This is a genomic window from Kribbella sp. NPDC043289 (assembly GCF_056436705.1).
Genome location: NZ_JBWKCB010000009.1, coordinates 180,091 through 198,208, shown reverse-complemented (window position 1 = coordinate 198,208; position 18,118 = coordinate 180,091). Strand labels below are relative to the sequence as shown.

17 protein-coding genes, 1 tRNA gene and 1 pseudogene are annotated in these 18,118 nt (G+C 68.1%); 5 read left to right on the top strand and 14 right to left on the bottom strand.

Annotated features, from left to right (window positions below; all coding sequences use genetic code 11):
- Positions 1-41 precede the first annotated feature (41 nt).
- A tRNA-Met gene (locus tag AC0662_RS37200) sits at positions 42-115 on the bottom strand.
- A 104-nt stretch (positions 116-219) separates the two neighbouring features.
- Here AC0662_RS37200 and AC0662_RS37195 point away from each other — a divergent pair.
- Both AC0662_RS37195 and AC0662_RS37190 read left to right on the top strand, forming a co-directional pair.
- Positions 220-1,185, top strand: coding sequence for an N-acetyltransferase family protein (locus tag AC0662_RS37195; protein WP_478306545.1), 966 nt, complete (start codon positions 220-222; stop codon positions 1,183-1,185).
- Between the two features lie 120 nt (positions 1,186-1,305).
- Positions 1,306-1,890, top strand: a complete 585-nt coding sequence (locus tag AC0662_RS37190; protein WP_478306543.1) for a hypothetical protein — start codon at positions 1,306-1,308, stop codon at positions 1,888-1,890.
- Positions 1,891-1,993: 103 nt separating this feature from the next.
- On the opposite strand, the gene AC0662_RS37185 is transcribed toward AC0662_RS37190, so the two are convergent.
- The 5 genes from AC0662_RS37185 to AC0662_RS37165 are packed head-to-tail and all read right to left on the bottom strand — an operon-like array spanning position 1,994 to position 7,437.
- Entirely contained in the window at positions 1,994-4,987 is a 2,994-nt protein-coding gene (locus AC0662_RS37185) for a UPF0182 family membrane protein (RefSeq protein ID WP_478306541.1), read from the bottom strand.
- Complete coding sequence (locus AC0662_RS37180) at positions 4,984-5,595, bottom strand: PPA1309 family protein (protein ID WP_452201320.1); 612 nt, start codon at positions 5,593-5,595, stop codon at positions 4,984-4,986. The genes AC0662_RS37185 and AC0662_RS37180 overlap by 4 nt, the downstream gene beginning before the upstream one ends.
- A gap of 43 nt (positions 5,596-5,638) precedes the next feature.
- Complete coding sequence (locus AC0662_RS37175) at positions 5,639-6,679, bottom strand: YlbL family protein (protein WP_478306539.1); 1,041 nt, start codon at positions 6,677-6,679, stop codon at positions 5,639-5,641.
- Positions 6,676-6,981 carry a hypothetical protein gene (locus AC0662_RS37170; RefSeq protein ID WP_452201317.1) on the bottom strand — a complete coding sequence of 102 codons (306 nt, stop codon included), beginning with the start codon at positions 6,979-6,981 and terminating at the stop codon, positions 6,676-6,678. Before AC0662_RS37170 ends, AC0662_RS37175 begins: the two co-directional genes overlap by 4 nt.
- Positions 6,982-7,011: 30 nt before the next feature.
- Entirely contained in the window at positions 7,012-7,437 is a 426-nt protein-coding gene (locus AC0662_RS37165) for a molybdenum cofactor biosynthesis protein MoaE (RefSeq protein ID WP_452201315.1), read from the bottom strand.
- A 330-nt stretch (positions 7,438-7,767) separates the two neighbouring features.
- Here AC0662_RS37165 and AC0662_RS37160 point away from each other — a divergent pair, with 330 nt between their 5' ends.
- Entirely contained in the window at positions 7,768-9,087 is a 1,320-nt protein-coding gene (locus tag AC0662_RS37160; protein ID WP_478306536.1) for a zinc-dependent metalloprotease, read from the top strand.
- Positions 9,088-9,190: 103 nt separating this feature from the next.
- Entirely contained in the window at positions 9,191-9,736 is a 546-nt protein-coding gene (locus AC0662_RS37155) for an NUDIX hydrolase (protein ID WP_478306534.1), read from the top strand.
- Between the two features lie 668 nt (positions 9,737-10,404).
- Here AC0662_RS37155 and AC0662_RS37150 read toward each other — a convergent pair.
- Together AC0662_RS37150 and AC0662_RS37145 are read right to left on the bottom strand one after the other, a co-directional pair.
- Entirely contained in the window at positions 10,405-10,986 is a 582-nt protein-coding gene (locus AC0662_RS37150) for a DUF2064 domain-containing protein (protein WP_478306532.1), read from the bottom strand.
- 116 nt (positions 10,987-11,102) lie between these two features.
- Complete coding sequence (locus tag AC0662_RS37145; protein ID WP_452201307.1) at positions 11,103-11,510, bottom strand: winged helix-turn-helix transcriptional regulator; 408 nt, start codon at positions 11,508-11,510, stop codon at positions 11,103-11,105.
- A 102-nt stretch (positions 11,511-11,612) separates the two neighbouring features.
- On the opposite strand from AC0662_RS37145, the gene AC0662_RS37140 reads away from it, so the two are divergent.
- Entirely contained in the window at positions 11,613-12,533 is a 921-nt protein-coding gene (locus AC0662_RS37140; RefSeq protein WP_478306530.1) for an NADP-dependent oxidoreductase, read from the top strand.
- A gap of 5 nt (positions 12,534-12,538) precedes the next feature.
- On the opposite strand, the gene AC0662_RS37135 is transcribed toward AC0662_RS37140, so the two are convergent.
- The 6 genes and pseudogenes from AC0662_RS37135 to AC0662_RS37110 all read right to left on the bottom strand — a co-directional run bounded on the left by AC0662_RS37135 (position 12,539) and on the right by AC0662_RS37110 (position 18,034).
- On the bottom strand, positions 12,539-12,718 hold the full coding sequence (locus AC0662_RS37135; RefSeq protein ID WP_478306603.1) for a response regulator transcription factor: 180 nt from the start codon (positions 12,716-12,718) through the stop codon (positions 12,539-12,541).
- 203 nt (positions 12,719-12,921) lie between these two features.
- Positions 12,922-13,218, bottom strand: a pseudogene (locus tag AC0662_RS37130) (response regulator); the annotation flags it as partial.
- A 155-nt stretch (positions 13,219-13,373) separates the two neighbouring features.
- On the bottom strand, positions 13,374-13,973 hold the full coding sequence (locus tag AC0662_RS37125) for a response regulator (protein ID WP_478306528.1): 600 nt from the start codon (positions 13,971-13,973) through the stop codon (positions 13,374-13,376).
- A gap of 229 nt (positions 13,974-14,202) precedes the next feature.
- Positions 14,203-15,969, bottom strand: a complete 1,767-nt coding sequence (locus AC0662_RS37120; protein WP_478306526.1) for a helix-turn-helix domain-containing protein — start codon at positions 15,967-15,969, stop codon at positions 14,203-14,205.
- Positions 15,970-15,986: 17 nt separating this feature from the next.
- The gene (locus AC0662_RS37115; RefSeq protein WP_452201299.1) at positions 15,987-17,288 is read right to left on the bottom strand and encodes an MFS transporter; all 1,302 of its coding nucleotides are present in this window, start codon (positions 17,286-17,288) and stop codon (positions 15,987-15,989) included.
- A gap of 17 nt (positions 17,289-17,305) precedes the next feature.
- Positions 17,306-18,034: a 3-hydroxybutyrate dehydrogenase gene (locus AC0662_RS37110; protein ID WP_452201297.1), complete on the bottom strand. Its 729-nt coding sequence runs from the start codon at positions 18,032-18,034 to the stop codon at positions 17,306-17,308.
- Positions 18,035-18,118 lie beyond the last annotated feature (84 nt).

Here is an 18,118-nt window from a genome sequence, read left to right as displayed (position 1 = left end):
CAAAACGAAGGCCCGGACCTGATGGTCCGGGCCTTCTTCCGTAGCGGGGGCAGGATTTGAACCTGCGACCTCTGGGTTATGAGCCCAGCGAGCTACCGAGCTGCTCCACCCCGCGTCGTTGTGTCTTTAGTTTAGAGGATCTGGGCCGTGCAACCAAATCGGCTCCCGGTGCGGTCATAACCCGTGTTCGCCGGACGCTCCGCGGCGTACCGTCCGGGTATGTCCCGACACGTCATCCGGCCGTTCGAGGAGGCGGATCTGCCGGCCGCGGCCGGTCTGCTCGCCGAGCGGCATCAGGAACATCGCAAGCGGCATCCCCTGCTTCCTGCGGACTACGAGGACGCTCGACTCGCGCTCGTCGAAGTGACAGCCGCCTGGGAGAGCGAGGGCGCGTCCGGCGCGGTGCTCGTCGAGGGTGACGAGATCACCGGCTACATCCTGGCCGCTCCCAAACCGTCCTCGATCTGGGGCCCGAACATCTGGGTCGAGTCCGCCGGTCACGCCGTACGTGAGCCGGAACACATCCGCGACCTGTACGGCGCCGCCGCGGCCAGGTGGGTCGACGACGGCCGGACCGCGCACTACGTGCTGGTGCCCGACGATCCCGAACTGATCGACGCCTGGTTCCGCCTCGGGCTCGGCTCGCAGCACGCGCACGCGGTCCGTCCAGTGCCCGACGCGCCGATCCCGCCGTCCCGCGATCTCGTCGTACGCCGTGCCGCGCGCGGGGACATCCCGGTACTCGCGGAGCTCGACCTCGCACTGCCTCGGCATCAAGCACTCTCGCCGGTGTTCTCGGCCGGTGAGCTGCCCACCCTCGAGGAGGCGCTGGCGGACTGGGAGGAGTCGATCGACGACCCGGACTTCGCGACGTTCGTTGCCGAGTACAACGGTCAGGTGATCGGGTCGTCGGTCGGGTGCTCGCTGGACAAGTCGAGTTCGCACAACGGTCTCGCCAAGCCGGACAACGCCGGTTTCCTCGGGTTCGCCGCCGTACTGCCGCGTGCTCGTGGGCTCGGCGCCGGCCGTGCGCTGGGCGAGGCCGTGCTGCAATGGTCGGCCGAGACCGGCTACACGTCGGTCGTGACGGACTGGCGGGTGACGAACCTGCTGTCGTCGCGGGCCTGGCCGCGGCTCGGGTTCCGGCAGACGTTCCACCGGCTGCACCGGTTGATCGGGTACTGACGGGCCGGTTGTCCACAGTTTCGAAAATCACCCGTCCGGACGAGGGGTGATCACTGCACCTTCTTGGGCACGAAAGGCGTCTCGCAGCGGGCGAGACGCCGCCGTACCCAGGAGGCAGCCATGTCGCGTTCAACGCTTCGTTCCCGAGTCGTGCCGTCCACCCGTCGTATCGTGATCGGGAGCGCAGTCGTCCTGGCCGCACTAGGGCTCTCGACGACCGTCCCTGCCTCAGCAACCGAGTTCGCACCGTCGGCGACGTACTCCGCCGCACCTCCATCGACCGAGCAAAGGGCTGACACCTTGGACGGCTTCGTGATCGAGAACCTTCCCGACGGCATCGGCGCACCGAGCGACTTCGAGTACGAGTGGGAGGACGTGTCCTTCAAGAGCCGGGTCTGGGAGACCGGCCCCGACGACGAGGGCGCGTTCAAGGTCGACCTGACGCTGAAGACGCTGCGCGGCGAGAAACTCACCGACCTCGAAGCCGTGAAGGACTTCCTCGTCGAGTACGAGGAGAAGGAGCCGGGCTCCTGGCAGCTCACCCCGGTGAAGGTCGGTGGGTACGACGGACTGTTCGCCGGCGACGAGGTGTTCTACTTCATCGAGCCGGGCGTGGCGGCCGAGGTGACGATCGATCACGACCGTTTCACCGACGAGGACGTGCTCGACACCGCGGCCGGGTTCCATCCGGAGAGCAACACCTGATGCCGTAGGCAACCAGGAGCTGGCGGCCGCAACCGAACGGGGGCGGCGACGCCGACTGCTGTCGGTGTCGCCGCCCCTGGAAGCGCCCCTGTGGCCCTGTGGCTCAGCCCGTGGGTGAGCTCGGTGGGCTCGATGGCGGCGTTGAGGACGCCGGTGGGCTCGCGGGTGTCGACGGACTGCCGGACGGTTTGGGTGTCGGGGTGGGCGTCACCACGGCTCCTGCAGCCACCGCCTTGTCGACCGCGGTCTTCATGTCGGTGACGGCCTTCTGGTAGCCGGCCAGGTCGCCCTTCTTGAGGGCGTCCTGTGCCCGACCGTAGGCGGCCTGCGCATCGGCAAGCGCCTGCTTGACCGTTGCGCTCTGCTGCGCCGGAGGTGTCTTCGTCCCGGGTGGTTCCTCGCCGGTATCGACGCTGGTGTTGAAGACCTTGGTCAGAGCTTCCTGCAGTGTCGAGCCGTAGGCGACACGATCACCGAACGACACGAGGACATAGCGCAGGACGGGATAACTACCAGGCCCACTGGTCCGCACCGAGTACACCGGCTGGACATAGAGCAGACCGCCACCGAGTGGCAACGTCAGCAGGTTGCCGTACTGCGCTCTTGCTCCGCTGTTCGGCTGGTTGATCGGGAGCAGCGCCTGTCTGATGCCCTCGTCGGTCTGGAACTTGTTGTAGACCTGCCCCGGACCAGGGATCTGCAGGTTGCCCGGCAATCGCAGTATTCGGAACTTGCCGTAGTCCGGGGACGTGGCCTCGGAATCCACGGCCATGAAGGCAGTCAGGTTCTCGCGTTCACCGTTCGGTACGTACACCGACGTCAGCGAGAACTTCGGATCGGTCTGACCAGGCATCCGCAACGACAGATAGAAGGGAGGCTGGCTGATATGCGTCGACGAGTCACCGCCCGACGACACCGCGGTCGGGTCGTCCGGGACACGCCACAGGTCGCTGTTCTGGTACCAGGTGCCCGCGTCCTGGACGTGGTACTTGGCCAGCAGGTCGCGCTGCACCTTGAACATGTCCTCGGGGTAGCGCAGGTGCGACATCAGCGCCGGCGAGATCGCCGACTTGGGCTTCACGGTGCCGGGGAAGGCCTTCATCCACGTCTTCAGGACCGGGTCGCTCTCGTCCCACGCGTACAGCTCGACGGAGCCGTCGTAGGCGTTGACCACGGCCTTGACCGAGTTGCGGATGTAGTTGATCTTCTCGCTCGGCTGCTGCGCGATCGTCCCGCGTCCCGTGGTGGTGTCCCGGGTGCTGACGTCGAGCGCGACCTTCTCGGAGTACGGGTAGTTGTCCGAGGTGGTGTAGCCGTCGACGATCCAGACGACCTGGCCGTCGACGATCGCCGGGTACGGGTCACCGTCGGGCGTCAGCCACGGTGCGGCCTTCTCGACCCGCTCGCGTGGCGTGCGGTCGTAGAGGATCTTCGAGTCAGAGTTCACCCGGCTGGACAGCAGGATGTTCGCATCCCGGAACTTGGTTGCGTAGAGCAAACGGTTGACGAAGGAGCCGACCTGGACGCCGCCCTTGCCCTCGTAGGTGTTCAGCGTCGGGTCGCCGCCGCTCTTACCTTCCGGGGTGTCGAGCTCGACCGGCGAGGATCCCTTAGGGCCGCCGACGATCGAGTAGTCCGGCGACTGCTCACCGAAGTAGATCCGCGGCTCGTAGTCACCGAGCTGACCGGTCGGCGGCAGGTCCTTCTCGGTCCAGACCGGCGTACCGTCCGCGGCGCGCTGGTTGCCGTTCGCGGCGACGACACCGTAGCCGTGGGTGTAGACGGTGTGGTCGTTGTTCCAGTTGCGCTGACCGGCCGGCAGCCGGTCGACCTGAACCTCGCGCACGCCGATGACGGTGTCGTTGACCTTCTGACCGATCTTGTACCGGTCGACGTCGAGATCCGTCGGGAACGAGTAGAAGCCACGCACCTGCTGGAGCTGCTCGAAGGTCGGCCCGATCACCGTCGGGTCGATCAGTCGGATCCCCGGGAGGACCTCGGCGTCCGCCGTCAGCTCGCTCGGCTTGGCCGTGGTTGCCGCCGGGTACTCGGTGATGTCGCTGTTCTCGAGCCCGTAGGCCTGCCGCGTTGCCTCGATGTTCTTGCTGATGTACGGCCCTTCCTTCACCGGCTCGCTGGGGCGCACCCGCAACTGCTGGAGCGCGGCCGGCCAGAGCGCACCGAGAAGGATCGCCGACAGGATCAGGACGACCGTGCCGACGCCAGGAAGCAGCCAGGTCCGGCGCACCACGTTGGCGAAGAACAACAACGCGCAAAGCACCGCGATGACGGCCAGGATCTCCTTGCTCGGCAGGATCGCGTTGTCACCGGTATAGGAGATACCTGTGAAAAGTCTGCCGTCGGAGGTCGTGAGGCCGAAGCGGTCCAGCCAGTAACTGAACGCCTTGAGCAGCACGAGCAGACCGAGCAGGATCGAGAACTGCACCTGCGCCGCGCCCGAGGCCTTCTGCCCCTTCGCGGACGGGCGGAAGCCGCCGTACAGGTAGTGGGTGATGATCGCTGCCACCAGCGACAGCAGCACGATCGAGTAACCGAAGCCGAGAAGGACGCGCAGCCATGGGTAGTCGAAGACGAAGAACGAGATGTCCTTGTGGAAGTGCTGGTCGGTGACACCGAACGGGGTGCGGTTCTTCCAGGCGAGGAAGACCTTCCACTCACCCGACGCGGCCGAGCCGCCGAAGATCAGCATCAGCCCCGCGACCACGCCGACGGCGATCCGGCCGTGCTGCTGCAGCAGATCGCCGTACCTCTCGAAGCCCGGGCTCGGCGACGGGGCGAGCGCGACCCGCGGGCGGGTGCGGAAGGCGACGATGATGTTCGCGACGACCGCCGCTGCCATCAGTACGCCGACGACCACGAAGAGCAGCACCCGGGTCCCGAGGACGGTGCTGAAGACCGAGCCGAAGTCGACGGAGCGGTACCAGAGCCGCTGGGTCCAGACGTCGGTGAAGACGCTGAAGAGGATCAACAGGACGATCAACGTGGCGATCGTCGGCAGCAAGGCGCGAGGGCGGCCGCCTGTTCGCCGCGTTTTTCGGGGCGGCTCGTCCGGCATGTCGTAGACGCCGTCGCTCATGGTCGCTTCTCCTCGTCGTCACCCTCGACCGCAACCCCCTTGCCCGGCCGGCTGCCGGACGAAGGTTCGAATGTCAATGACAGTACTTCGCACAGCGTGGGGACCAAGTCGACACCGGTCAGCACCGCACTGTCCTCGTCGTGGGCGCGGAGCCGGACAGCGCCGAACCGGTCACCCTCGCGGAGCACCGCGGCGACCATTCGGACCTCGTGCCGGCGCGGGTCGCTGCCGGCCAACTGGGCCAGCTCGGCGTCGGATTCGACGCTGGAGAGACCGGCTTCGGCTGCGGCCGGCAGCACGATCCGTTCGATCGCCAGCGCGCAGCCGGCGACCCCGTCGGGCCACTCGATCCGGCCGAGCGCGTCCGCCAGGTTGTCGTCCTCGAGGCCGCCGGGCAGTTCTCCCTGCGCGACCGGGGTGAGCGGCTGCGAAGCGTCGTCGGCGCCGAGCTGCGCGGCCAGGTTCGGCTCGGCACGGAGCAGTTCGGCGGTCGGGACCAGGGCGAACAACTGCGCGGGCTGGTCCCAGCCCGCGCTGCTCACGTGCTTCTCGATCTCGACCACCGCGCGACTGAGTGCGTCACGGGGCAGCGTGCCTACGGAATCCATGCCGGCCGATCATCCCTTCGGTTCGCCGGTACGTACGGGTGGCTCACTGACTGCACGACGGAACAGCTCCCTTGCCGCTGGTGACCGCCTGCAACGCGCTGATCGCGTCGGTCAGCGTGCTGATCTTCACGAGCTGGATGCCCTTCACGTCCGCTTGCAGCGCGGCTTCACAGTTCGGCGCCGGGACCAGGAACACCGTGGCGCCGTCGTTCCTGGCGCCGGCGATCTTCTGCTGGATGCCGCCGATCGCGCCGACCTGGCCGAGCGCGTCGATCGTGCCGGTGCCGGCCACGTGCTTCCCGTTGAGCAGCGGGCCCGGCGTCAGCTTGTCGTAGATCGCGAGGGCGAAGGCGGTGCCGGCGCTCGGGCCGCCGATGTCCTGACCGAGGTTGACGGTCACCTTCACCTGCGACTCGACGCCGATCGTGATCCCGACCATCGGCCGGGTCTCCTCGCCGGGAGTCGCGGCGGTCTTCAGCTGGACGGTCTGCTCGGCGGTGCCACGGCGGATCAGGAAGACGACGTTCTCGCCGACCTTGTGCTTGCGGACGAACTCACCGACCTGCGGGACCTGGGTCACGGTGTGACCGTCGACGGCCAGCACTATGTCACCGGGCTTCAGCTTGCCCTGGGCCGGCGACTTGTCGGCGACCGTCGACACCTTGGTGTGGAACGGCACCTTCGCAGCCTGCAGCGCGGCAGCCACCGCGCTGTCCTGGGATCCGGTCATCTCCGCAGTGTTCTGCTGCTCGACCTGGTCGGCGCTCTGGTCCGGCGGATAGATGATGTCGCGCGGGAACAGGTCGTGGTGCGGGTCGAGCCAGTTACGCATCGCCTGCGGCAGCGTCAGCTGCCGGTCCGGGGAGGTCACCGACACGGTCGTCAGGTCGAGCTGGCCCGAGGTCGGGAACGTCTCGTGTCCGGAGATCTCGATGACCGGCTTGTTCTTGGACGACGATCCCAGGGTGTCCTTCACGGGCCCGGGGCTGAACGAGACGAACGGCACGGGGAACGCGGTCACCAGCCCGAGCGAGACCACGAGCACGACGATCGAAGTGACCAATGTGGCGGTACGACGTGTCACGAACCCTGCCCTGCGATCTTGGTGGAGGCTGCCTGGTTACCAGCCTCGGCGGAGGCCGACCGGCCGCGGTTCTCGGTGAAGGCCGCCTGATGATTACGACGACCGAAGCCCCGGCGACGTTCCGGAGTGGCCCGTGGGCCGGGCGCCGCGAGGGCGGCGTTGAAGCGGCGGAACTCGTCGACCGAGGCGAAGGCGCCACCGGACCGGCGCGGCTCGCGGCTGCGCCAGCCGCGCCACGCCGCCCAGCACATCGCCAGCAGTGTGGCGGTCACTGGGAACGCCAGCCACGCCAAAACCTTCACAGGGCCACCTTCATGGGCCCAGCGTACGGGTCAGTGAGCGCCGACCCACTCGCTGCCACCGTCGCTGAAGTGCTGGTGTTTCCAAATCGGGACCTCGGCCTTGAGATCGTCGATCAGCCGCCGGCACGCCGCGAACGCGACATCGCGGTGCGACGCGGCCACCGCCACGATCACCGCGGCGTCCCCGATCTTGAGGTCCCCGGTCCGGTGGACCGCGGCCAGCGCAGTCACGGCCGGGTCGTCACAAACACGCTGCGCGACCTTCCGGAGGTGCTCCAGCGCGTCCGGATGTGCCTCGTAGCTCAGTCGGTCGACCGGCTTGTCGTGGTCGTGGTTGCGCACACTGCCGATGAACAGCGCAACCCCGCCCGCCGTCGGATCCGCGACGGCAGCGAGTACCTCGTCGCTGGACAACGCGCTGTCACGAATGTCCAGCAGCCTGATCGCGTCGCTCATCGGTTCCTCATTCCGGCCGTTTCCCCGCCTGCACAGCACACACCATCCCATCCCCCACCGCCCAATTCTCCCTCCCACCCTCCGATTCGCCCACATCCCCGCCTGCGCCACCCGGGTCGGCCGCGGCGTCCTGGCGTACCCGAGGGCTGCTGTGCGTGGCGTTCCGTGCACCAGGAGAGACTGTTGCCTTCCTCACCTACCTGGTACTGCACCGGTTCATCGCTCTGCCTGCGGCGAACACGGGCGGTGATGCGTTCACCGGGCGAGGAACTGGTCGACGGAACCAGTACGTTGGAGTTGTACGCCCCACCCGCACAGGAAGGCCCTCCGATGAGCGACGAACCGGACAACCCGGACAACCCGTTCAAGGGAACGCCGTTCGAGGCCATGTTCCAGCAGTTCTCGGGTGCGGCCGGAGCGGGCGGCACCCCGGACCTGAACGCGATCTTCGCGCAGGTCCAGCAGCTGCTGAGCGGCTCCACCGACGGCAAGCCCGTGAACTGGGACCTGGCCAAGGACATCGCCCGCAAGACCGTCTCCGCCGCCGGAGACCGGTCCATGACGGCCACCGACGGCGACCGGATCGCGGACGCGGTTCGCCTCGCCGAGCACTGGCTGGACCAGGCGACCACGCTGCCCGAGGTCTCCACGACGTCCGCGGCCTGGAGCCGCGCGGAGTGGGTGGAGAACACGCTTCCGGTGTGGCAGACGATCGTCGACCCGGTCGCGGAACACGTCGCCGGCGCGATGGGCAACGCGCTGCCCGCCGAGGCTCAGCAGTTCGCCGGGCCGATGGCCGGGATGTTGCGACAGCTGGGTGGCTCTGTCTTCGGTGCCCAGGTCGGACAGGGGCTCGGTGAGCTCGCCGGCGAGGTCGTGAGTTCCTCGGACATCGGGCTGCCGCTCGGACCGACCGGCCAGGCGATCATGCTGCCGGACAATGTCGCCAAGTTCGCCGAGGGCCTCGGGCTGACCGACGAGGACGTCCGGCTGTATCTGGCGCTGCGCGAGGTGGCGCACCAGCGGCTGTACGCGGGGGTGCCGTGGCTGCGGCAGCACCTGCTCGCCGCGGTCGCCGACTACGCGGCCGGGATCGAGGTCGACACCGGCAAGATCGAGCGTGCGATGGCCGACATCGACCCGCAGAACCCGGAGGCCATGCAGGAGGCGCTCGCGGGCGGTCTGTTCGAGCCCGAGGACTCCGAGCAGCAGAAGGCGGCGCTGGTCCGCCTCGAGACCACGCTTGCGCTCGTCGAAGGCTGGGTCGACGACGTCGTCCGCGAGGCCACGAAGGAGCGCATGCCCGCGGCGGTCCAACTGGCCGAGACGGTACGCCGCCGTCGCGCTGCCGGTGGGCCCGCTGAGCAGACGTTCGCAACTCTCGTGGGGCTCCAGCTCCGCCCGCGCCGGCTCCGCGACGCCGCCAACCTGTGGGCCGCCGTCCGTGACGCCCGTGGGGTGGACGGCCGCGACAACCTCTGGTCCCACCCCGACCTGATGCCGAGCACCAGCGACCTCGACGACCCGATCGGCTTCGCCCAGCACGCCGGCGAGCTCGCGAACATCGACATCACCGACTTCCTCCCGAAGGACGACGCTCCCGAAGAGCCGACACCCAAGGACGACGACGGCAACAACCCGGACAAGTAGCAGTCAGCGCGCCCCGGCACTCGAACCGGGGCGCGTCCCCTGCTTGGGCCGGGGCTCGTACCCCCGGTCAGGGTCCTCAGCGGTGGTTGTGGAGACTTGCGGGGTGCTTCATGGAGATGCGATCGAGGTCCTGCAGGGCTGGCGTGCGCCTGACGCTGAGCAGGAAGAGCTACGGCAGCACTATCTGAGGCACCTCGCGGCCCATCCCGATGGCATGTGGCGAGGCTGCCGTCCCGAGCACGTGACGGCTAGCGCGCTGCTGGTAGACGGCGCCGGCCAGAACACGCTCCTGACGCTGCACAAGACCGTCGGCCGGTGGCTCCAACTCGGCGGCCACTGCGAATCCGGCGACACCACGCTCACCGGCGCCGCGCTCCGCGAGGCCACGGAAGAGTCAGGTCTGCCGGAACTGACGGTCAGCCCCGAACCGCTACAGCTGTCCCGTCACCTGCTCGAGGCCGGCGGTTGCGCCGGGGCGTACCACCTGGACGTTCAGTTCCTGGTCACCGCGAGCACGAACACGGCGTACGTCGTCTCCGAGGAATCCCACGATCTCGCATGGTTCCCCTTGAACGCCCTCCCGGCCGACACCGACCCCAGCGTCCAAGCCCTAGCCGCCCGAGCCCGCAAACACCTCACATCCAGCTGACCCGTTCCCTCAGCCAGAACCCGTCACCACCGCGTCGACCAACGCGAGGCAGTAGTACCCCGGACATGACCGCACATCCGTGGGCCGACCCGAACTGACCGGCCCACCTCACACCAAACCCCGCAGTCCCCACCCCCTGCTGCCCCCCAGCACCTCGTCCCGCTGGCACTGCATCCCCGCTTGCGCTGTCCCCGTGATTGCCCCCGCGATGCCGCCCCGCCTGTGCCGCGCCCCGCACTTGCCTAGCTTGTACTGCATCCTGCTTGTGCTGCGTCCCGGTCTGGTATCGCGCCCCCGGTTGGTACCGCCACCACCCCAGATGCTGCGTCCCCGTTGGCACTGCATTCCTGCGCGTACCGCGATCCCCCGTGCTCGCTGCGGACTCCGTCGTGCTGCGTCCCCGCTGCATTCCGTCCCCGTGTACGGCGTACCCCGTGTGCTGCTTCGCCTGTGGTGGGTGTGTTGGTGCAGTCCCCCGACTGCGACATCCCACCGGATCCCCCGTGCGATCCCCCGTCGTGCTGTCCCTGGTGGGCCGCATCCCCCCGATGCGGCCGACAGGGGGAGCTGATGTCGGGTGCCGCCCCTGAACGGCATCGGCGATCAGCTGGGCTTCCCCGAAGTTCCCCGCTGCATGGTGAACGAGCCGGGAGGGAGAAGGTGACGCGTCAGGAGTGACGAAGAAGGGATCTTGTCGCGTCCCATCCTTCAAGGCCGGGATCCAGTCGCGGTATGTCAGCATTCGATCGCAGACGGTGCCATCCCGGGCCTGTCGCAACCGCGTGACGGCGAGGCTTGTGCGCTTCCAAGACCGACAGAGGTGTGTCGAAGGTAGGTGCGAGGTCGGCGATCCAGTTCGCGACGGGACGCTTGATTCCGATCGCGGCCAGGGAACCGTCTTCGGCAGGGGTGACCGCGATGTCGGCGTGGCTCAGCGCGCGGAAGAGCTTGCCGATGAGCAGTCCCGGCAGATCAGGTACGTCGTGCGAAACCGCGACGACCGCCGCAGCCGGACCGACGACCTCCACCGCGTGCAGGATCGGCCGGTCCCCGTCGACGGCGTACGTCGGCGTGCCCGGCCAGGTCAGTGCGCTGACCTCGGCCACCGCGGACTCGTCACCACCAGCGACCGCGACCGCTGTCTCGACGCGATCGAGCGCGGCGACCACCTCGTACGTGTCCTCGGCAAGCGCCAACCGCCAAGCCTCCGGATCCCGCCCCGGCGGAGCCCACGACCCCGTGGCCGGCACGACAACAATCACAACTCGCCGGTCCGCCACCTCAGACCGAGCAGCCGTTTCAAGGCCCTCGCCTGCCTCGAGATCGGGGCGGTCTGGGTTGGACGCACCTGGTGCGCCAGTGGTGGTCATGCGGGAGTGCTCACGTGGTCGTAGGTGGTGCGGGCGGCGGTGACCTGCGGCATATGGGTTTCGGCCCAGGTTTTGATGGCGGCGATCAGCGGCATCAAGGTGTGGCCGAGTGGCGTGAGCTCGTAGTCGACGCGGACCGGTACCGACGGGGTGACCGAGCGAGTCAGTAGCCCGTCACGCTCCAACGACCGCAGCGTCTGGGTGAGCATCTTCTGGCTGACGCCGGCGATCCGACGGGACAGGTCGGAGTACCGCTGTGGTCCGTTGGCGAGTGCCGTGAGTACGAGGGTCACCCATTTGTCGCTGATGCGGTCGAGGAGTTGGCGCGCGGGGCAGGTGGCCAGGAACGCGTCGTACTCGCGGGCCGCCTCTTCTCGGCGTTGCGCTGCGGTGCGGGTGGGCATGGCTCTCCTCGTCGTGCGGTACGTACTCCGAAGTGCGTACTTCCCAGAAGAGAGTAGCTCTCCGAGAGTGGGCTCAACCCCAAAACAAGGAGAGAGAACACCATGCGTGCACTGGTTGCCCGTCGGCTCGACGGACCCGAGGCGATCGAGCTGATCGAGACCGCCGTCCCCGAGCCGGCTGCCGGTCAGGTACGGATCAAGGTCGCCGCAGCAGCAGTCAATCCGGTGGATGTCGCGGTCAGCATCGGGCTGCCGATCGAGTTCGGTCTGACGGCCGCCCGCAAGCAGTTCGGCCTCGGCTGGGACGTGGCTGGGACTGTCGATGCCGTCGGCCCCAATACACAGCTGCAGATCGGCGAGGCCGTGGTCGGTGTCGCGGACCTGCTGGGCCGGGCACTCAAGACGCATGCCGAGTACGTCGTGCTGGATGCGGACGCGACGGTCCGGGCCCCCGAAGGTCTGGAACTGGTGCAGGCGGCAACGTTCGGCCTCAACGGGCTCACGGCATTGCAGGCGATCAAAGCGCTGCAGCCCGGCGCCATATTGGTGACCGGAGCGGCAGGCGGAGTTGGTCGCAGCGCCGCCGAGATCGCGAAGCATGTCGGGATGACGGTGATCGGCAGCGCGCGCTCGACTGACAAGGAACAGTTGCGCGGAGTCGTCGACCACTTCGTCGACGCGGCGGACAACCTGGCCGACGCCGTACGTCGGATTGTGCCCGCCGGCGTGGATGGCCTGGTGGATGCCGCGGTGGTCGGCGTCGGCGCGCAGGAGGCCGTGCGTAACGGTGGGCGGCACGTACATCTGCAGGGAGGTCCGCGGCCGCCGCACCTGCGCGGCATCACCGTCACACAGCTGCTCGTTCGCGCCGATCAGGCCGATCTGCAGGAACTGACCCAGCTCGTCGAAGCAGGTGTCGTCTCGACGCGAGTCGCCGGCACGTACCCGCTCGAGCAAGCGGGGCTCGTCTACAAACGGGTTGCCGAAGGCGGCGTACGCGGTCGCCTCGTCCTCGTGCCTTAACAGCCCTAGGCAGGGATGCCGAGCTCCGGCTTGATCAGCCCCAACCGCATCGCGGCCATGATCGCGTTCGCACGATTGGTCGCACCAAGCTTCTCGTACACACGGGACACGTACGTCTTCGCAGTCGACAGACTGACGAACATCGTGGCAGCCATCGCCGGGACCGAGAGACCGGTCGCGAGCAGCGACAGGACCTCGAGCTCACGCGGGCTGAGCGCCAGGCCCGCGGGGTCGACTCGGTCGGGGCCCGATCTGCGAACTGTCCGCGGCGGGCCAGGGCGCGCCCGAGACCGGTGGCGGTGAAGGAGGCGGCCGCGACCGCGGCGTGCCGGATCGCTGCGAGCACCTCGGCGTTCGGAGCGGTCTTCTCGACGAAGGCGGAGACGCCGGTCTCCAGCGCTCGGAACAGTATGTCGTCACCGGCTTCGGCGGTGAGGACCACGATGCCCAGCTCGGCGTGCCGATCGCGGAGTTGCCGGGCGAGCTGGAGACCGTCGGCGTCCGGCAACGCGACGTCGAGGACCACGACGTCCGGCTGCGTGGAGGCGACGAGTGCCAACGCCTCGGACGCGAGTCCGCATTCGTCGACGATCGCGATGCCGGCACCGGCGCCGACGAGTCGCGCCAATCCGTACCTGGTCAGTGTGTGGCCGTCGATGACGACGACGGTGATCGAGGTTTCCATGACTGCCCCCAGTGCAATCCCGCCGTGACTCATCCGCCCACTGGGTTCGAAGTCACCTTCTGCCACCATGATCGACTGGGGCCTACAGCCCGTTACAGAAGCCCCGGAGATGCTTTCCAATTGCTTGGTCCCCGAGTTTCGTGGTCCGCTGCCGGTCACAGGAGGGCCGGTAGGTCTCGGCTGATCAAGCCGCGCTGCAGACCGAGCATCAGCGCCTGCGCCCGATTGGTCGCGCCGAGCTTCTCGTACACCCGCGAGACGTAGGTCTTCGCGGTCGAGTGACTCACTTGCAACGTGGTGCCTATAGCAACGACGGGCACACCCCGCCCGAGCATCTCGAGCACTTGGGACTCCCGCGGACTCAACGGCGAACCGCCTCCGAGTGGCAGAGGCCTGGGAGCCGGCGTACTCACGGATGCCCGACGACGGGCGATAGCCGAACCCAGGCCGCTCGCGATGAACGAGCCCGCTGCGACAGCGGAGTGCCGGATCGCGACCAGGCCCTCGACAGCCGGGGCCGTCTTCGGAACGAACGCGGAGACGCCGATCTCCAACGCCCGGAAGAGAACGTCGTCCTCACCGTCGGACGTGAGCAGGACGATGCCGAGCTCGGGATGCCGGTCGCGCAACTCCCGCGCGAGAGACAACCCGTCGCCGTCCGGCAGCGTGCTGTCGAGGACGACGACATCGGCGCGCTCGAGAGCGACAGCCGCGATCGCTTCGGATGCGAGGCCCGTCTCCCGAACGACCGACATGTCGGGCTGCGCAGTCACCAGTGGCGCAGCCCGTCGCGCGACAGCGTATGACCGTCGACCACAACGATGCGGATGTGATTACTCAAATTCAATCTCCCCGTGACGCCGTTACCCTAGGTAACAGGCGGAGGGGTCGACCAGGGACTGAGGACCCTATTTCGGGAGGCGCCGGGTCCTCAGCACCTACGCCGTCGGTCGGGGTTCGCCGGGTGCCACGGACAGCTGGACGTCAGCCCAGGGCAGACAGGAGGCGGAGGGCTACCTGGATGTCGAGGGTGTGGTTCGGGGATTGCCAGCCGTCGCCGAGGAGGGCGGTGACGCGGTCGAGGCGTTGCTGGACGGTGTTCGGGTGGATGTGGAGCGAGGTGGCGGCGCGGGTGGGGCTTTGGCCTGCGGCGAAGTACGCGTGCAGGGTGCCGATCAGGTCGGTACCGCGCTGCTCGTCGTAGTCGAGGACTTTGCCGAGCACGTGCTGCACGTGGGTACGCACGTCAACGTCGGATGCCCCGACCAGACCCGCCACTCCAAGGTCATCAGGGGTGGCGGACTCGCTGGTGCGCCCCAGACGAAGCATCGTGGCGACCAGACGAGCCGCCTGACGGTGCGCCTCGACGAGCGGCTCACCCCACGCCGCAGGGCCAGTGACCGCGATGGTGACCCCAGTGCGCTTGGCCAGCTCGGACAGGTCGCGTGCCGCGGTCACAGGAGTAGTGCGAGCGAACAGAAGCACCAGATCCCCGCCGTACGGACCAGATAGCACCAGCCGGTCCTCCAGTGGAGCAGACAGGCGAGCGCGTACGGCGGAGTGGTCGCCACGGCACACGGCGATGACCAGGCGGTCGTGACGGTGGTTCGGTGCGAGCAGCCGGAGTCGATCGGTCAGTGTGCGCGGATCGGCGCTCCCGCTGAGTACGTCGGCCAGGAGATCCGCCTGCGCTCGCTGCGACTGCTCCGCGGCCTGCCGGCGGAACAGCAGAACCAGTGCGGTCACCACTGCCGCCCGTTCGACAATGCGCTGGTCCGCACCGGACAGGTCGTCGACACCGCCGATGACCAAGGCACCGAGCCGTTCGCCCTTGGCCGTCGCGGCCACGACCCAACAGTCACCGATCCGGGTCAGGCGGCCAGACTCCGAGTCCTGCCAAGGCACTGCCGTATCTGGTGGGCTGCCAGCCATTGCCAGCTCGTTGCCGACGGCGTCGACCAGTACGACCCAGACATCGAGCAGCTCGGCCAGCGCGGCAGCGACCGCGTCCACATCCCCACCGGACAAGACGATCCCGGCGAACCGGTCGTGTGCTGCGGCAGCATGCTCGACACCGGCATGCGCTGCGGACAGCTGGTCCAGCGCGGCCGCAGTCTCGGCCGCGGCGCGGACCTGTACCAAGGTCACCGCGGCTAGAGCGGCGAGGGAACCTAGTAGTGACACCTCGTCGTGGCTGAACGGCCGCATCGTCCGGTTGGACGCGAACAGTACGCCGACGAACGCGCCGTCGACGATCAACGGCGTACCGCAGATCGCGACCAGGCCCTCGTCCCCTACCGCGTGGTCGATCGTCACGGTGTGCCGGAAACGCTGGTCCGACGGGTAGTCGGCGGTCCAGTAGGGCTTGTGGGTCTTGGCGACCAGACCGCCGAGTCCGGCCCCGAGCGGCAGCCGGACCTGCTGGAACTCCGCCGACACCGACCCGTCGGTCGCCCGCATGTACGTGTCGCCGCGCGCGTCGTCGTACAGCGTCAGGTAGGCGACGTCCACGCCGATCAGGCTGCGGGTCCGGTGCACGATGGTGTCGAGCACGCCGCCCGGGTCGCGCGCCGAGGCGAGCTCCCGGGCGACGTCGACCAGGGTGGAGAGCTCTGCCTCGCGCTTCTTGCTGGCATCGATGCCGGCCCGGATGCGCAGGGCGAGGTCACGGGCCACCGCGTCCTCGCCCGCCGCCCGGGCCAACTCGCTCCCGGGCGCATCCTCGGCCAGCAGCCGCAGCAGCTCCTCCATCCTGGGGATGATGCCACCTAGAGGGTGGTCAGGTCCCGCTTGTGCGTTTCGGAGTACGACGTCACCGCGATGATCGAGATGACCGCGCAGACCGCCACATAGATCGCGATGGCGTACCCGGAGTCGTACGCCTTGAGCAGTGCGACCGCGATGAACGGCGCCAGACCACCCGCGATGATCGACGCGAGCTGGTAGCCCACCGAGACACCGGAGTACCGCACGCGCGTCCCGAACAGCTCGGTGAAGAAGGACGCCTGCGGACCGTACATCGCTCCGTGCAACACAAGCCCGACTGTGACGGCCAGGGTCGCCAGCGCGAAGTTCTTAGTGTCCACCAGAGCGATGAAGAGGAAGGACCAGATACCGACACCAACCGCACCGACGAGGTACACCGGTCGCCGGCCGACCCGGTCCGACAGTGCACCCCACAGCGGGATAGCGCAGAAATGCACCGCGGCGCCGATCAGTACGGCGTTCAGCGCGAAGGACTTCCCCATCCCGAGGTGCTCCTTGGCGTACGTCGCGATGACGATCGTGAAGATGTAGTAGCTGACGTTCTCCGCCATCCGCGCACCCATCGCGGTCAGCACCTCCCGCGGGTACTTCGTCAGCACCTCCATCAACGGCAGCTTGTCCTCAGGCTGCTGCTTCGCCCGCGCCTCCTGGAACACCGGCGACTCCTCGATCCGCAGCCGCACCCACAGCCCCACCAGGACCAGCACTGCGGACAGCAGGAACGGAATGCGCCAGCCCCACGAGTTGAACGCCGCATCCGACTGGAACGCAGCCAGACCAGCCAGTACGCCGTTCGCGATCAGCTGACCCGCCGGAGCACCGGCCTGCGGCCACGACGCCCAGAAACCACGCCGCGCCGGGTCACCGTGCTCCGACACGATCAGTACGGCGCCACCCCACTCGCCACCGAGCGCGAAGCCCTGGATGAGCCGCAGTACGGTCAGCAGGACCGGAGCCAGTGCACCGACCTGCGCGTACGTCGGCAGCAGGCCGATGGCGAACGTGGCGAGCCCCATCATCAGCAGCGACAGCACGAGCAGCTGCTTGCGGCCAAGCCGGTCGCCGAAGTGCCCGAACACCACGCCGCCGATCGGACGGGCGAAGAAGCCCACCGCGAACGTGGCGAAGCTCAGCAGGGTCCCGGTGAGTTGCTCACCTTTCGGGAAGAAGAGGTCGCCGAACACCACCGATGCGGCGACCCCGTAGAGGAAGAAGTCGTACCACTCGACCGTCGTACCGACGAGACTCGCGCCCACCACCCGAACGATCGACGTACGGGTGCGGACCGGTTCTGTAGCTGTCATTTTGGGCGGCTCCTGAATTAGTGGGCGGTCCAGCCGCCGTCTAGTACGAACGAGCTCCCCGTGATGGAGGCGGACGCGGGGCCGCACAGCACGGCCACCAGCTCCGCCACTTCGGCCGGTTCGATCAGTCGCTTCACCGCGACCGGCTCGAGCAGGACCTTGTCCAGCACCTCTGACTCGGACAGGCCGTGCGTAGCGGCCTGGTCCCTCAACTGCGCGGTGACCAGCGGAGTCCGGACGTACGCCGGGTTCACGCAGTTGCTGGTCACTCCGTGCGCCGCACCCTCCAGTGCGACCACTTTGCTGAGTCCCTCGAGCCCGTGCTTCGCAGCGACGTACGCCGCCTTGAACGGACTCGCTCTGAGGCCGTGGACCGAGCTGATGTTCACCACGCGGCCCCAGCCGGCGCCGTACATGTGTGGGAGCGTCTGGCGGATCAGCCGGAACGGCGCCTCCAGCATCAGCCGGAGCAGGTAGCTGAACCGCTCCGGTGGGAACTGCTCGACCGGTGCGACCTGCTGGACGCCGGCGTTGTTCACCAGAATGTCGACGTCGACCGGCAGGTTCGCCAGCCCTTCCAGGTCGGACAGGTCGGCCACCACCGTCTCGACGCCCTCCAGCGCGTCGAGACCGGCCTGGTCGAGGTCGACGGCCACGACGTGCACGCCGTCCGCTGCCAGGCGTTGGGCGCACGCGGCGCCGATACCGGACGCGGCGCCGGTGACGAGGGCTCGACGGGTCTCCATGGCGGACGACTGTAGGAATCCGGCCGAGTCGGCACTATGGGATGGGACCACACATCCAGGCGGCAAGCTGTAGTCCGGATCACC